Annotated in this window: 15 protein-coding genes; 4 read left to right on the top strand and 11 right to left on the bottom strand. The window is 72.3% G+C overall.

Features of this window, described 5'->3' with window-relative positions:
* Nucleotides 1-253: 253 nt before the first annotated feature.
* From tyrS to argC, 9 genes are read right to left on the bottom strand one after another with little or no spacing between them, the layout of a single operon-like run.
* The gene (tyrS, locus tag LBW97_RS00005) at nt 254-1,531 is read right to left on the bottom strand and encodes a tyrosine--tRNA ligase (protein ID WP_224497352.1); all 1,278 of its coding nucleotides are present in this window, start codon (nt 1,529-1,531) and stop codon (nt 254-256) included.
* Between the two features lie 18 nt (nt 1,532-1,549).
* Entirely contained in the window at nt 1,550-2,203 is a 654-nt protein-coding gene (locus LBW97_RS00010; protein ID WP_224497353.1) for a DNA-3-methyladenine glycosylase, read from the bottom strand.
* Between the two features lie 2 nt (nt 2,204-2,205).
* Entirely contained in the window at nt 2,206-3,648 is a 1,443-nt protein-coding gene (gene argH / locus LBW97_RS00015) for an argininosuccinate lyase (RefSeq protein WP_224497354.1), read from the bottom strand.
* Nucleotides 3,645-4,184 carry an arginine repressor gene (locus LBW97_RS00020; protein ID WP_224497355.1) on the bottom strand — a complete coding sequence of 180 codons (540 nt, stop codon included), beginning with the start codon at nt 4,182-4,184 and terminating at the stop codon, nt 3,645-3,647. Before LBW97_RS00020 ends, argH begins: the two co-directional genes overlap by 4 nt.
* A 19-nt stretch (nt 4,185-4,203) precedes the next feature.
* Nucleotides 4,204-5,148 (bottom strand): ornithine carbamoyltransferase, encoded by a 945-nt coding sequence (gene argF, locus LBW97_RS00025; protein ID WP_224497356.1) that lies wholly within the window; start codon nt 5,146-5,148, stop codon nt 4,204-4,206.
* Nucleotides 5,145-6,335, bottom strand: coding sequence for an acetylornithine transaminase (locus LBW97_RS00030; protein ID WP_224497357.1), 1,191 nt, complete (start codon nt 6,333-6,335; stop codon nt 5,145-5,147). Before LBW97_RS00030 ends, argF begins: the two co-directional genes overlap by 4 nt.
* Nucleotides 6,332-7,345 carry an acetylglutamate kinase gene (argB, locus tag LBW97_RS00035; protein WP_224497358.1) on the bottom strand — a complete coding sequence of 338 codons (1,014 nt, stop codon included), beginning with the start codon at nt 7,343-7,345 and terminating at the stop codon, nt 6,332-6,334. The genes LBW97_RS00030 and argB overlap by 4 nt, the downstream gene beginning before the upstream one ends.
* The gene (gene argJ / locus LBW97_RS00040) at nt 7,342-8,493 is read right to left on the bottom strand and encodes a bifunctional glutamate N-acetyltransferase/amino-acid acetyltransferase ArgJ (RefSeq protein WP_224497359.1); all 1,152 of its coding nucleotides are present in this window, start codon (nt 8,491-8,493) and stop codon (nt 7,342-7,344) included. Before argJ ends, argB begins: the two co-directional genes overlap by 4 nt.
* Entirely contained in the window at nt 8,490-9,527 is a 1,038-nt protein-coding gene (gene argC / locus LBW97_RS00045) for an N-acetyl-gamma-glutamyl-phosphate reductase (protein WP_224497360.1), read from the bottom strand. Before argC ends, argJ begins: the two co-directional genes overlap by 4 nt.
* Nucleotides 9,528-9,670: 143 nt before the next feature.
* Here argC and LBW97_RS00050 point away from each other — a divergent pair, with 143 nt between their 5' ends.
* Nucleotides 9,671-9,985, top strand: a complete 315-nt coding sequence (locus LBW97_RS00050; RefSeq protein ID WP_224497361.1) for an STAS domain-containing protein — start codon at nt 9,671-9,673, stop codon at nt 9,983-9,985.
* 1 nt (nt 9,986) lies between these two features.
* On the opposite strand, the gene LBW97_RS00055 is transcribed toward LBW97_RS00050, so the two are convergent.
* Both LBW97_RS00055 and LBW97_RS00060 read right to left on the bottom strand, forming a co-directional pair.
* Nucleotides 9,987-10,544, bottom strand: a complete 558-nt coding sequence (locus LBW97_RS00055) for a DUF1643 domain-containing protein (protein ID WP_224497362.1) — start codon at nt 10,542-10,544, stop codon at nt 9,987-9,989.
* Between the two features lie 10 nt (nt 10,545-10,554).
* Nucleotides 10,555-10,977: a hypothetical protein gene (locus LBW97_RS00060; protein ID WP_224497363.1), complete on the bottom strand. Its 423-nt coding sequence runs from the start codon at nt 10,975-10,977 to the stop codon at nt 10,555-10,557.
* Between the two features lie 517 nt (nt 10,978-11,494).
* On the opposite strand from LBW97_RS00060, the gene LBW97_RS00065 reads away from it, so the two are divergent.
* The 3 genes from LBW97_RS00065 (at nt 11,495) to LBW97_RS00075 (ending at nt 15,002) form a co-directional block, all read left to right on the top strand.
* Nucleotides 11,495-11,992 carry a hypothetical protein gene (locus tag LBW97_RS00065; protein ID WP_224497364.1) on the top strand — a complete coding sequence of 166 codons (498 nt, stop codon included), beginning with the start codon at nt 11,495-11,497 and terminating at the stop codon, nt 11,990-11,992.
* Nucleotides 11,993-12,204: 212 nt separating this feature from the next.
* Nucleotides 12,205-13,452: a hypothetical protein gene (locus tag LBW97_RS00070; protein WP_224497365.1), complete on the top strand. Its 1,248-nt coding sequence runs from the start codon at nt 12,205-12,207 to the stop codon at nt 13,450-13,452.
* A 371-nt stretch (nt 13,453-13,823) separates the two neighbouring features.
* Entirely contained in the window at nt 13,824-15,002 is a 1,179-nt protein-coding gene (locus LBW97_RS00075; protein WP_224497366.1) for a DUF4041 domain-containing protein, read from the top strand.
* The last annotated feature ends 74 nt before the right edge of the window (nt 15,003-15,076 follow it).

A 15,076-nucleotide genomic window follows, 5' to 3' on the forward strand; every position in this document is an offset into this window, starting at 1 on the left:
TTGGCACTGACTTTCGGCACGCTGTTGAGTTCTCAAGGAGCGGACGCGCAGAAACTCGACCCTCACGGGCTCCGTCACTGGCTGGATGTCCAACTCTACGCCGGTTTCCGGTCGACCCGCTAGACGCGGGGCCCGGTCCGGCGGCCCTTCCGGGCCGCGCGGCGCAGAGAGAAAGTTACACGGCCATGTCGGCGGGGTCAAACCCGGGGGTCGGTGACGCCCGCCACCCCATGATCACGAGGCCGTCGGAGCGTCAGGCACCCCTGCGGACGCCGGCGATCGAGCGCCGTCCGCGCCGCAGGACGAGCCAGCCGCCGGGCAGCCAGGCGTCTTCCCCCGGGACCAGATCGCCGTCCGTGACCCGCTCGTTGTTCACGTAGGCGCCGCCCTCCTTCACGGTGCGCCTCGCCTCGGACAGCGAGCTCACGAGACCGGTCTGCTGTAGCAGCTGGGCGACGGTCGGCAGCTCTCCGTCCACGGTGATGCTCCCGGCCTCCTGCAGCGCGGCGGTCAAGGTGCCCGCGTCGAGCGACGCCAGGTCCTCGCGCCCGAACAGGGCACGGCCGGCGGCCTCCGCCTGACGGAGCTGCTCCGGGCCGTGCACCAAGAGGGTCAGCTCCTCTGCCAGCGCCCGCTGGGCAGCTCGAGCAGCCGGCCGCTCCACGCTCTCCGCGATCAGCGCCGCGACCTCCTCGGCGGGCCGCTCCGAGTACAGGGGCAGCCAGGCCCGGGCGTCGGCGTCGTCGGCGTTGAGCCAGAACTGGAAGAAGGCGTAGGGCGATGTCAGCGACGGGTCGAGCCAGACGGCGCCGCCCTCGGTCTTGCCGAACTTGGTGCCGTCGGACTTGGTCACCAGCGGGGTGGACAGGGCATGCACCTTCGCTCCCCCGGTGCGGCGGACCAGGTCGATGCCCGCGGTGAGGTTGCCCCACTGGTCCGAGCCGCCGGTCTGGAGCGTGACCCCGTGCCGCTGGTGCAGCTCGCGGAAGTCGTTGGCCTGCAGGATCTGGTAGCTGAACTCGGTGTAGCTGATGCCGGCCTCGGAGTTCAGCCGGGCCGACACGGCCTCCTTCGCCAGCATCTGACTCACCCGGAAGTGCTTGCCGACGTCACGCAGGAAGTCGATCGCCGACAGCTGCCCGGTCCAGTCGAGGTTGTCGACGTAGATCGGTCCCTTCAGCCCGTCGGTCTCCGCGGGGAGCTCCAGGAGCGGCGCCACCTGCGACCGGATGCTCGCCACCCAGCCGGCGACGACCTCCGGGTCGTTGAGCTGACGCTCGGCGGTCGGCCGCGGATCGCCGATCAGACCGGTGGCACCACCGACCAGCACCACCGGCTGATGGCCGGCCCGCTGCAGTGCCCGCATCACCATGTACTGGACGAGGTGGCCGACGTGCAGGCTCGGCGCCGTCGGGTCGACCCCGCAGTAGAAGGCGACCGATCCCTCGGCGAGGTGCTCCCGGAGGGCGGCCTCGTCGGTGCTCTGGGCGATCAGCCCACGGCGGTGCAGTTCGTCGATCACGTCGGTCACGGCTGCGATCCTGCCTGATCAGTCTGCGGCGGTGGTGCGGCGCCGCGGCTTGCCACCCGCGCGGAACGCGCTCACCGAGGGCGCGCCGGTCTCCCAGAAGCGCCACGGGAGATCGGTCGCGACGCTGATCCCGACGCGCGGTCCGGCCGAGACCGCCACCGGCGGCGGCCCCCTGTGCAGCCGTACCGGGGAGGCCGGAGCCAGCAGGTCCGTGTCCAGGTCGTCGCGTCCGATGGCGAGAGCCTGGGTCAGCCGGGCCGGACCTCCGGCGAGGTCCCGCGGCGAACGGGCGGCCGGACGGCGGGAGCGGGCGAGCTCCTCCCCCACCACGACCTCACCGGCGCGCAGCAGCACCGCCTCGCCGTCGCCCTCCGGGCCGACGACGACGTTGGCGCACCAGTGCACGCCGTAGGAGAAGTACACGTAGAGCCGCCCGGGCGGGCCGAACATGATCGCCGCGCGCGGCGTGGGCCCCCGGTGCGAGTGCGCGGCCGGGTCGACCCCCGAGCCGGAGTACGCCTCGACCTCGGTCAGCCGCAGCGCCACGGCACCCTCCGGCCGCTCGGTCACCACCCAGCAGCCGAGCAGTGACCGTGCCACGACGTCGATCGGCCCGAGCAGGTCCTGCTCGCGGACGAGGGGACCCGGCTCGGGCCGGGACTGGTCGGACACGCTCAGAGGGCCGGCGCCACCGGCGAGGACAGCGCCCAGTCGGCGTGCTGAGTGGCCAGCGCCTTCAGCGCGGTCATCTGCTCGGCCACCCGCACCGGTGCGGTGCCCCCGCGGGTGCTGCGGGCGGCGAGCGCTCCGCTCACCGACAGCACCGACCGGACGTCCGGCGTCAGGCGCTCGTCGATGCCGGCGAGCTGGTCGTCGTCGAGCTGGTCGAGCTCGAGGCCGGCCTCCTCGCAGAAGGCGACCATCGACCCGCTGATCTCGTGCGCCGAGCGGAACGGCACGCCCTGGCGGACCAGCCACTCGGCGACGTCGGTGGCCAGCGCGAAGCCCTGCGGGGCGGCGGCCTCGAGCACCTCCGGGCGCAGCGTCAGCGTCGCCATCATCCCGGTGACCGCGGGCAGCAGGAGGAGCAGCTGCTCCATGGAGTCGAAGACCGGCTCCTTGTCCTCCTGCAGGTCGCGGTCGTAGGCCAGCGGCAGGCCCTTGAGCATCGTGAGCAGGCCGGTCAGGTTGCCGACGAAGCGGCCCGACTTCCCGCGGGCCAGCTCGGCGATGTCGGGGTTCTTCTTCTGCGGCATGATCGACGACCCGGTCGCCCAGGCGTCGTCGAGGCGGGCCCAGCCGAACTCGGTCGACGTCCAGAGCACGACCTCCTCCCCCAGCCGGGAGAGGTGGACGCCGAGCAGCGCGGCGACGAAGCAGAACTCCGCCGCGAAGTCGCGGTCGCTGACGCCGTCGATCGAGTTCTCCGACGCCCGGTCGAACCCGAGCTCGGCGGCGACGGCGTCGGGGTCCAGCGGCAGCGAGGAACCGGCCAGGGCACCCGAGCCGTAGGGGCTCACGGCGGCGCGCTTGTCCCAGTCCCGCAGCCGGTCGACGTCGCGGGCGATGGAGTGCGCGTGCGCCAGCAGCTGGTGGGCGATCAGCACCGGCTGGGCGTGCTGCAGGTGCGTCATGCCGGGTGCGGCGACGTCGGAGTAGCGCTCGGCCAGCCCGAGCAGCGCGAACTCCAGCGAGGACAGCTCCCCCACCAGCGTGCGCACGTGGTGGCGCAGGTAGAGCCGCAGATCGGTGGCGATCTGGTCGTTGCGGCTGCGGCCGGCGCGAAGCTTGCCGCCGAGCTCACCGAGCTTCTCGGTCAGGCCACGCTCGAGGGCCTCGTGCACGTCCTCGTCGGAGTCGATCGCGGTGAAGGTGCCGTCGGCGACCTCGGTGGAGAGCTCGCGGAGGGCGCCGAGCATCTGCTCGAGCTCGTCGTCGGCGAGCAGGCCGGCGCGGTGCAGCACGCGGGCGTGAGCACGCGATCCGGCAAGGTCGAAGGGCGCGAGCTGCCAGTCGAAGTGGGTGGACTTGCTCAGCGCCGCCATCGCCGGCGACGGGCCGCCGCCGAAGCGACCGCCCCAGAGCCGGGTCTGCGATCCAGGTGCGGAGCTGCTCACGTGCCGGGTTCCTCTTCCAGGTCTGCGCTCAGTTCGGGATAGACGGCCGGCGTGCGCTGCGCGAGCGCGCGGAGCCGGTCGGCCAGGGCGGGCCCGCCGTCGGGGGCCCGGGAGACGACCAGCAGAGTGTCGTCCCCCGCGATGGTGCCCAGCACGTCGGGGAGGCCCACCTTGTCCAGTGCGGAGGCCAGGAACTGGGCCGCGCCGGGCGGGGTGCGGAGCACCGCGAGGTTGGCGCTGCCCTCGGCGCTGGTGAGCAGGTCGGCCAGGAGCCGGGTCAGCCGGGCCGGCGCCGTCTGGGCCGGTCTCAGCGGAGCGTTCTCCGGCGGGACGACGTAGGACGCCGGGGCGCCGTCGGAGCCGCGCAGCTTGACCGCCCCGAGCTCCTCCAGGTCACGCGACAGCGTGGCCTGGGTGACCTCGATGCCCGACTGGGCCAGCAGCGCCGCGAGCTGGGTCTGCGAGTTGACCGGCTGGGCCTCGATCAGCCCGCGGATCCGGGCCTGGCGCGCGGAGCGGCCGACGGCGGAGGTCATGCGTGCTCCCGGTGTCTCGTCACGAACGCTCCAGGAGCCAGGTCAGAACGGCCTTCTGGGCGTGCAGCCGGTTCTCCGCCTCGTCCCAGACCGCGCTCTGCGGGCCGTCGATGACGTCTGCGGCGATCTCCTTGCCGCGGTAGGCCGGCAGGCAGTGCAGGACGACGGCGTCGTCCGCGGCCCGGGCGAGCGCCGCCTCGTCCACGGCGTAGGGCAGGAACGGCGCGATCCGGGTGTCGTACTCGCCCTCCTGCCCCATCGAGACCCAGGTGTCGGTGACCAGGACGTCGGCGCCGTCCGCCGCGGCCGCGGCGTCCGCGGTCCAGCCGACCGAGCCGCCGGTCTCCGCGGCGATCTCGGCAGCCCGCTCGAGCACCGCGGGGTCGGGCTGGAAGGAATCCGGCGAGCCGATCCGCACGTGCATGCCGGCGGTCGCGCCGCCGAGCAGGTAGGAGTGCGCCATGTTGTTGGCGCCGTCGCCCAGGTAGGTCATCGAGCGGCCAGCCAGCGGGCCCTTGTGCTCGATCACGGTCTGCAGGTCGGCCAGGATCTGGCACGGGTGGTACTCGTCGGTGAGTGCGTTGACCACCGGCACCCGGCTCATCGACGCCATGGCCTCGATGCGGTCCTGACCGAAGGTGCGCCACACGATGGCGGCGACCTGCCGGTCCAGCACGCGGGCGGTGTCCTCCACCGACTCGCCGCGGCCGAGCTGGCTGCTGCCGGCGTCGATCACCAGCGGGAAGCCGCCGAGCTCGGTGACGCCCACGGAGAACGACACCCGGGTGCGCGTCGAGGGCTTGTCGAAGAGCACGGCGACCGGGCGCGGGGTGCCGTTGGCGGCGCGCAGCGGAGTGGGCGCCTCGGCCGTGCCCCGGCCGGCCTTGAGGGAGGCGGCGAGCGCCAGGACCTCGGCCTGCTCGGCCGGGCTGAGGTCGTCGTCCTTGAGGAAGTGCCGGGTCACTGCTGGGTCTCCAGTGCGGGATCGAGGGCCGCAGGGAGCGCCGCGACGAACGCGTCGACCTGGGCGTCGGTGAGGACGAGGGGCGGGGCGAGCCGGACGACGCCCGGGGCCACGGCGTTGACGAGGAAGCCGGCGTCGCGCAGGTTCGCCTCCACCTGCGCGGCGACGTCGGCGGTCAGCACGATGCCGAGCAGCGCGCCCCTCCCCCGGACGCCGCTGATGCCGGCGTGGCCGAGCGCCTCGATGCCGGTGGTGAACCGGTGCTCGATCTCCTTGGCACGCTCGAGCAGGCCCTCGTCGCGGATCGTGTCGATCACGGCGAGCGCGGCCGCGGCGGCGATCGGGTTGCCGCCGAAGGTGGAGCCGTGCGAGCCCGCCGTCAGCAGGTCCGCGGCCTCGCCGAAGGCGAGCATCGCGCCGATCGGCAGGCCGCCGCCGAGCGCCTTGGCCAGCGTGATGACGTCGGGGTGCAGGCCATCCGCCTGGGAGGCGAACCACTGCCCGGTGCGGCCGATGCCGGTCTGCACCTCGTCGAGGGCGAAGAGCGCGCCAGCGTCCTTCGCCGCCGCCTCGGCAGCCGCCAGGTAGCCGGCGGGGGCGGGCAGGACACCGCCCTCCCCCAGCATCGGCTCGAGCAGCACCATCGCGGTCTGATCCGACACAGCGCCGGCCAGCGCGTCGGCGTCCCCGTAGGGCACGTAGGAGACGCCGCCGGGCAGCGGCGCGAAAGCGGCCGCCTTGGAGGGCTGGCCGGTGAGGGCCAGCGCGCCCATGGTGCGGCCGTGGAACGCCCCCTCGGCGGTGATCACCTGCGGGCGGCCGGTGAGCCGGCTGAGCTTGAAGGCCGCCTCGTTGGCCTCGGCGCCCGAGTTGCAGAAGAAGACGCGGCCGGGGCGGCCGGCGAGCTCGAGCAGCCGCTCGGCGAGCAGGACGCCCGGCTCGTGCATGGCCAGGTTGGAGACGTGCCCGAGCTTCCCGGCCTGGGTGGTGATGGCCTCGACGACCTTGGGGTGCGCGTGGCCGAGGATCGTCGTCGCGATACCGCCCAGCAGGTCGGTGTACTCGCGGCCGTCGACGTCGGTAACGGTGGCCCCGGCGCCGGAGGCGAGCGCGACCGGCGGCACCTTGTAGTTGCTCATCATCACCGCTGACCAGCGGCGGGCCAGCTCCTCCGTGTGCGTCGTCATGCTGACCCCTCCTTCTGGTTCTTCGCCGGAACGACCATCGTCCCGGTGCCTTCGGTGGTGAACGTCTCGAGCAGCAGTGCGTGCGGGGTCCGGCCGTCGACGACGGTCGCCCGCTTCACGCCGCCCTCGACCGCCCGCAGGCAGGCGGCCATCTTCGGGATCATCCCGGCGTCCAGCGTGGGCAGGATCGTGGCCAGCTCGGTGGCGTCGATCTGCTGGACGAGCGAGTCGCGGTCGGGCCAGTTGGCGTAGAGCCCCTCGACGTCGGTGAGGACGACCATCTTCACCGCGCCGAGCGCCGAGGCGAGCGCTGCCGCCGCGGTGTCGGCGTTGACGTTGTGCACCACGCCGTCGGCATCGGGGGCGACGCTGGCGACCACCGGGATGTGCCCGGCCTCGAGCAGCGCGGTGACAGGGGTGGTGTCGACCGAGACGACGTCGCCGACCAGGCCGATGTCGACCCGCTCGCCGTCGACGACCGCCTGCGTGCGGGCGGCGGTGAACAGCCCGCCGTCCTCGCCGGAGAGGTGCACGGCCATCGGCCCGTGCTGGTTGATCAGGCCGACGATGTCGGGGCCGACCTGGCCGGTGAGCACCATCCGGACGACGTCGATCGTCTCGGGGGTGGTGACCCGCAGGCCGCCGCGGAATTCGCTGGCGATACCGAGCTTCCCGAGCATCGCGCTGATCTGCGGGCCGCCGCCGTGCACGACGACCGGCAGGATGCCGCAGGTCCGCAGGAAGACCATGTCCTCGGCGAAGGCGCGGCGGCACTCGTCGTCGACCATGGCGTGGCCGCCGTACTTGATGACGACGACCTTGCCGTGGAACTCCTTGAGCCAGGGCAGCGCCCCGGTGAGGACGGCGACCTTGGCGGCGTCACCCTCGGGGTCGTGGGTGCGCATGACCCGGTGCGTGCCGACGGTGCGGGGCAGCTTCGGCGGCGGTGCGTGCTCGTCGACCCGCACGTTCGGCGGGGTCGGATCCTGGGGTGCGGCGTCCTGGGTCACGTCGAGTACGCCGAGTTCTCGTGCACGTAGGCGATGGACAGGTCGTTGGTCCAGACCGTGGCCTGCTCGCTGCCGGCCTTGAGGTCGACGTCGATGGTGATCGCCCGGTCGGAGAGGTCGACGCCCTCGCGCGGGTCGCCGATGGAGCCGCCCCGGCAGACGGTGACGCCGTTGATGGTGACGTCGACCTGGTCGGCCTCGAAGGCGGCGTCGGTGGTGCCGATGGCGGCGAGCACCCGGCCCCAGTTGGGGTCGTTGCCGAAGAGCGCCGTCTTGAGCAGGTTGTTCCGGGCGCAGGCCCGGCCGGCGGTGAGCGCGTCGTCGACGGTGGCCGCGTTCCGGACGGTGATCGCGATGTCCTTGGTGGAGCCCTCGGCGTCGGCGAGCAGCTGCATGGCGAGGTCTGTGCACGCGGCGGTGAGCGCCTCGGTCAGCTCCTCCTCGGACGGCGTGACCCCGGCTGCGCCGTTGGCCATCACGAGCACCGTGTCGTTGGTCGAGAGGCAGCCGTCGGAGTCGACCCGCTCGAAGCTGACGGCGGTGGCCGCCTTGAGCGCCCGCTGCAGCACGTCCGGGTCGGCGGTCGCGTCGGTGGTGACGACGACGAGCATCGTGGCCAGGCTCGGGGCGAGCATGCCCGCGCCCTTGGCCATGCCGCCGACGGTCCAGCCGTCCCGCTGCTGGGTCGTCGTCTTCGGCACGCTGTCGGTGGTCATGATCGCGCGGGCGGCGTCGGCGCCGCCGTCCTCGCTGAGCTTGGCGACGGCGTCGGAGACCCCGGCGGTGAGCTTGTCCATCGGCAGCCGCATGCCGATGAGCCCCGTGCTGGCGACGGCGACGTCGATCGCGCCGATGTCGAGGGCGTCCGCGGCGTGCTCGGCGGTGGCGTGGGTGTCCTGGAAGCCCTCGGGCCCGGTGCAGGCGTTGGCGCCACCGGAGTTGAGGACGACGGCGCGCGCCCGCTGGCCGGCGAGCACCTGGCGGCTCCACTGCACGGGCGCGGCCGGGAACCGGTTGGTGGTGAAGACGGCGGCTGCGGCGTCGTCCGGGCCGGTGTTGAGGACGACGGCGACGTCGAGGTCACCGCTCGACTTCAGGCCCGCGGCGACGCCGGCGGCTGAGAAGCCCTTCGGGGCTGTGGTGCTCACGGTGCGACTCCTACGAGCGGGAGGCCGGTGGTCTCGGGCAGGCCCAGGGCGAGGTTGGCGCACTGGATCGCCGCTCCCCCGGTGCCCTTGGTGAGGTTGTCGACGGCGGCGACGACGACCAGGCGGTTCGCGTCGGCGTCGACGGCGATCTGCACGGCGACGGTGTTGGCGCCAAGGACCTGCGCCGTGGTGGGCCACTGGCCCTCGGGCAGCAGGTGGACGAACGGCTCGTCCGCGTAGGCCTGTGCGTAGGCGGCGCGGGCGACCTCGGCGTCGACACCGGGCTTCAGCTTCGCCGAGCAGGTGGCGAGGATGCCCCGGCTCATCGGCACCAGCGTCGGCGTGAAGCTGACGCTGACGTCGGAGCCGGCGACCTGCGACAGTCCCTGGATCATCTCGGGGGTGTGCCGGTGCACTCCCCCGACGCCGTAGGCGCTGGCCGCGCCCATGACCTCGCTGCCGAGCAGGTGCGCCTTGGGCGACTTGCCGGCGCCCGAGGTGCCGCTGGCCGCGACGACGACGACGTCGGGCTCGACGATCCCGGCGGCCAGCGCCGGGGCCATCGCGAGGGTGACCGAGGTCGGGTAGCAGCCGGGGACGGCGACCCGGGTGGCGCCGGCCAGCTTCTCCCGCTGGCCGGGGAGCTCCGGGAGGCCGTAGGGCCAGGTGCCGGCGTGCACGCCGCCGTACCAGCGGGCCCAGGCGGCGGGGTCGTTCAGCCGGTGGTCGGCGCCGCAGTCGATGACCAGCGTCTCGGCGGGCAGCTGGTCGGCGATCACCGCGGACTCGCCGTGCGGCAGCGCCAGGACGACGACGTCGTAGCCGGTGAGGCTCGCCGCGTCGCTGGGCTGCACCTCCATGTCCGCGAAGGGCAGCAGGTGCGGCTGCAGCTCACCGAGGCGTCGGCCGGCGCTCGAGTTGGCATGCACCCCGGCCAGCGTGAGGTTCGGATGCCCGGCCAGCAGCCGGCACACCTCTCCCCCCGCGTACCCGGTGGCGCCGGTGACCCCGACCGTCCACGTCTGCGCGTCCACGATGAATGACCATACACGGTCATGCATGAACGTTCATGCCGGGTTTCCCAGCCGGTTCCCAGTTACCGAACGCCAAACTGTCAGTACCCACAGGCACTGTCAGCTCCTGTCCGGCGAAGCACGCCGGACGAGAGGAGCCCGCTGTGCAGATCATCGAGCCGTTCGGCGCCATCGACCTCGTCGACGAGGAGGCGGGTCCCGTGCTGCGCCTGCGCGGCGAGGTCGACTCCACGGTGGTCGCCCTCTGGGACGCCTCCGAGCACCGCCACGGTGACGCGGTCGCCGTCGACGCGTCCGCGGCCACCTTCCTCGACTGCCGCGGTCTGCGACTCGTGGTCCGGGAGACCGAGGCGGCCCGCCGGGCCGGCCGGATCCCCGAACTGCGCCGGCCGTCGAACCCTGTGCGCCGGCTGGTCGACATCGCCGGCGCGACCCCGCTGTTCGCGACCGTCGCCTGACTCAGCCCGTCGGTGGCCGCCACGGGCCCAGCGGGGCGTCCGCGCGCACGTACAGCGGATGCCGCGGCTCCCCGCTGGCGGTCGTGCCCAGACACAGCGGGTCGTCGAGCAGGGACCCCACTTCGGCCGATCGACCTCGCCACGAACCGTGACTCCCCCACGCCGCGACGGTCGCCTGGCCCGCGGCGGTGAAGACCCGGAGGGCGTCGTCCCCGGCCGGGCCGACCGGATCGTCGACGGACCGGATCATCTTCGGATCGGTGTGGCGGACCGCGAACAGGTTCACGATCAGCAGCCCGCTCGCGCCCATCTCCCGGGACCGGCCGATGCACCGGTCCAGCGTCGGACGGCGGCGCTTCTCGGTGTCGCCGGTCGCGGGATTGAGCAGGACCCAGACCACGGTGGACGCGAGGTCCGCCTCGCCCCACCAGCGCCCGAACGCGTAGCGGAACACCATGTCCGGCGAGTACAGGTACCGCTCGGGCAGGCCGTCGGGCGACGTGCCCGGGCGGTCCTCCAGCCCGTGCTCGCCCGCGAGCGATGCGAACGGATCGGTCATCGGCCCATCCTCACCGACGCGCTCTCGATGCCTCGTGGACGTGTCGGGCAAGGACGACGGCCAGCAACCGGTGGTCGACTGCGCCCTGCCGGCGTCCGTAGAGGACGAGATCCGCCTCCGTCCCCTCGAACGAGCTCTGGTCCTCGAGGAGCTCCCGCTCCGCCGTGACGATGCGGTGGAACCGCTCCTCGGTGAGCTCGCAGCACACGTCGAAGCTGAGCAGGAACCGGCGCATGCCACGTGCCGAGAAACCCAGAGCCTGGTCGACCGTCACCCCGCGGCTCGGGTACCGCGGTACCCCGTCGACCTCCAGCGGCCGCACCGGCAGGCCGATGCCCACCTGGGCGCGGAGGCCCGGGGCGTCGACGAGCGCGTCGAACAGCCCCTCACGCTCGGCCCGCCCCGTGGCCGGCGGCACGGACTCCTCGGTCATGGGCCGTGATCCTGCACGATCGGCGCCGGCCCTCGCGCGCATCCGACGATGACTTCCGGGGCAGCCAGAGGTCGAAACGATCTATGACCGCTTCTCCGGCCACGGCCACCACCCTGACCCAGCTCGCCACCGCCATGTTTTACCGTGCAGGACCAGGACGCTGCGCGCGCCGCCGCGGGTCTCAGCGTCTTCCTCACGGTCCCCGCGCGGTCGGGATCTGAACGCTGGCGGACTCCGTCGCCTCCACCTGAACCCCGCGATCCGGTTCAGACATCTGCCGCACGAGCAGGTCTGCATCGTCGACCCGAACGGTCAGCGCATCTGATGAGGTCTGCCGGTGGCCGTGGGTCCGACCCGGTCCACGACTACCGGGACCATCAGCCTCCGAGGGCCGCCGCCGCGCCTGTCGGTGGACCCTCCGCCGGCCACGCAGCGGTCTCGCTTCTGTCGGACCCGCGTGTCACCATCCGTGCCGCGTCGCCGTCCATGAGGGTCCGGCGCTCCCGGGGGTCCTCTCATGCGCTCGCACATGCCCGCTCTTGCGGTGCTCGCCGTCGGCCTGCTCGCAGGCTGTAGCTCCGCGGCCGATCCTGCCCCGTCGACTGCGGCCCCTTCATCGACCGTCGCGTGGTCCGGCCCCTCTGGCCTTGAGATTGAGTCTGAGCAGGCCGCTCGGGCAGCACTCGAGGCACAGCGGGTTGAAGCGGAGCGGGTCGAGGCTGAGCGGCTCGCCGTCGAAGCCGCTGCACGAGCCGCGGTCGAGGCAGCCACGGCGCAACGCGCTGCCGAGGAAGCTGCTCGGGCTGTCATCGACGCCGAGGGCGGTTGCCCGCCCGGGTGGTACTTCGACGACTCACTGGGATGCACCAAGGAGGACGCGGCCAGCGGCTCGGGCGACGGCTACGTCTCCTCCGACCTCGAGGTCCCCTGCTCGGACGGCACGGCGACGGTCGAGGAGTGCTTCGGGCCAGGTTCGGATCTCAACGGCAACGGCGTCGCCGACGTCAACGAGTGACCGGAATCGTCGCGGTATGGCCGATCTTCGCGACCTCGGGCGACGGGTGGCGGGACGCGGCCCGACACGGGCACTACGTGAACCCAGCTAACGCCCCCGGACTGTCTCGGTCGTCGCCTACGCTCCCGGGCAACTAGGGATCGGCTCCGGAGTCGGCGCTTGACGCCGGCCAGGACGCGGAGCCGCAGCCGGGGACTTGTCGGAGGTACTCCATGGCACGCAGGCGCGGCTTCTTCGCCGAGCTGGCACATCAGGCAGCGGTTGCTGAGAAGAACCGGCAGCGCGCCCTCGCCGCCGCCAGCAAGGAGCAGGTGCGCCGTCAACGCGAGGCCGAGCGCCTCCAGCAGCAGCTCGAGCGAGTGCAGAAGCGCGAGTTGATCATGCTGGAGAAGGAGCAGAAGCAGCTCCACATCGCCGCCCGCGAGGCTGAGGTCGAGCGCCTCAACGGTGAGCTGGCGCTGCAGCTGGCCGACATCGACAACGTGTTGTCCGCGACCCTCGACGTGGACGACTACGTCGACCTCGAGCGGCTTCGGACGAAGGTTCAACACCCACGGTTCGAGTCGCGGTACAGCGACCCGGTCCCTGCTCCGGCACCGATCGAGACGCCGCCGGAGCCGGTGTACGTCGAGCCCGAACCGCCGCGGGGCATGGGCGCGGTGTTCGGCGGCAAGAAGAAGCAGGCCGAGGCCGTGGCCGCTGCCCAGGCTGCCTTCGCGCAGGCGCACCAGCAGTGGCAGCAGGCCGCGGCCGCGATCCCGATGCAGCAGCTCACCCAGCTCTCCGAGCACAAGAACGCCGAGGACGCCCGGCAGTCGAAGTTGGCCTTCGACCGGTCACGCTACGACTCGGAGTGCGCGCAGCGCCAGCGCGAGGCCGACGAGGCCAACGCCTCCCTCGATGAGCTGATCCGCGACCTCGAACGCGGCACTCCGGACGCGGTCGAGGAGTACCTCGGCATCGTCTTCGGCAACTCCGTGTATCCCGCCGAATGGCCGTGGCCGCCGTCGTACAGCTACGACCCGGACACCAAGGAGCTCTCGATCCAGCTGAAGTTCCCTGCTCCGGGCGACCTGCCGACCGTGCGCCAGTACAAGTACGTGCGAACGAGCGACGAGATCACCACCGCTGCCCAGACGCAGAAGGAGCAGAAGGAGCGGTACGCGGCGCTGATCAACAACATGACGCTGCGGACCCTGCACGAGGTGTGGGAGTCCGACCGCGGCGGGAAGGTCGACAGCATCTCGCTGGTGGGCTCGGTCTCCCATGTCGATCCGGCCACGGGCAAGGACACGGCGACGCCGCTGGTCGCCGCCGCCGTCGACCGGCGCACGTTCGAGGACGTCGACCTGAGCCGCGTGGCGCCGGCCGAGACCATGCGCCACCTGGGCGCGGTGGTGTCGAAGAACCCACACGCCCTCACACCCATCACGTTGGCGCCCGGCGTCCGCGCCCACTGACCGACCCGCAGAGCAAGGCGACTCAGATGCACGGCTTTCGCTTCAACAGCCCTCCCGGCTGGCCCACCCCACCTCCTGGGTGGGTACCCCCGGACGGCTGGGTACCCGAGCCGGGCTGGCCGCCAGCGCCGCCGGGATGGGCGTTCTGGGTGCCGGACGCGGCCCCTGCCCCGGGGCCAGCGAACGAGGTTGGCTCGCTGGCTCCGGCGCCTGCGGCGTTGACGCCGCCGGCCGCGGAGCGCACCGACAACGCTCGTCCGCGGCTCGCCGGCCACCCGGCTCCCGAGCGATCGACCCGCACCGTCTCCACGGCTGCACCAGCCCCACCGGCGTTGGTCAGAGACGCGCGCGTCACGGAGCTTGAGGCCGAGGTGGAACGGCTGAACAGACTCCTGTTCCAGGCCACCCTGCGGGCGCGCGAGCAGCGCGCCACCGAAGATCAACGGGTCGCCGAAGCGCAGCGGGCGGCCAAAGCGCAACGCCCGGCCGGTGACGACGACTTCGTCGAGCTCGACGACGCGCGCCTGCTCCAGCAGGTGGGCATCTACAATTACCACCACCCGCTGGAGAACGCCGAGTCCTACCGGGAGCGCCTGGCCGAGTTGCGCGAGCAGGTCAAGGAGACGGTCAGGGACGGCAAGGCGATCGAGGCATCCGACCGGTTCTCCTTCAACAACTCCCTGGCGGCCGGCCGACGGATGACGGCGGACTTCAGCAAGCTGATGCTGCGGGCGTACAACGCCGAGGCCGACAACTGCGTCCGCGCGCTGCGCGCCGGCGCACTGGTCGCCGCGACCAAGCGCCTGGAGACGGCCGCGAGCACCATCGCCCGGCTGGGCAAGATGATGGAGATGCGCGTCTCCCCCGAGTACCACGCGCTGCGCATCACCGAGCTGGAGCTCACCGCCGACTACCTGTTCAAGCAGCAGGAGGAGCGCGAGGCGGCCCGCGAGGAGCGAGAGCGGCTGCGGGAGGAGCGCAAGGCCGAGCAGGAGCTCGCAGCGCAGCGGGAGAGGCTGGACAAGGAGCGGGCGCACTACGCCAACACCCTCGCCGCACTGCGCGCCCAGGGCGCCGACGCCGAGGTCGCTGACGTCGAGGCGCGGCTGGCTGAGATCGACGCCGCGATCGAGGTGAACGACTTCCGCGCGGCCAACATCCGCGCCGGGTACGTGTACATCATCAGCAACGTCGGTGCCTTCGGCGACCGCGTCGTGAAGATCGGCATGACCCGCCGGCTGGAGCCGACGGACCGCATCCGCGAGCTGGGGGACGCCTCGGTGCCGTTCCCCTTCGATGTGCACGCCCTGTACTTCTCCGACGACGCCGTCACGTTGGAGAACGAGCTGCACAAGGCTTTTGCTGCCCGCCGCCTGAACCGCGTCAACGAGCGTCGCGAGTTCTTCTTCGCCACTCCCGAGGAGGTACGTGAGGTCCTCGCTCAGAAGGTTGGAAAACTTCTTGAATACGCGGCGAAGCCCGAGGCGGATCAGTACTACCAAAGCCTGTCCAGTTGGCCGGCCAACGCCCGGGCAGGCACTGAGGCGTAGGGACTCGCCACCGCTGAGCGGCGCCAGGGACGGCTGAGCCGGTCGGGCAACGGGCTGTTGCCCGACCGGCGGTT

This window comes from Blastococcus sp. LR1 (assembly GCF_020166105.1).
In the GTDB taxonomy this organism is placed as follows: Bacteria; Actinomycetota; Actinomycetes; order Mycobacteriales; family Geodermatophilaceae; genus Blastococcus.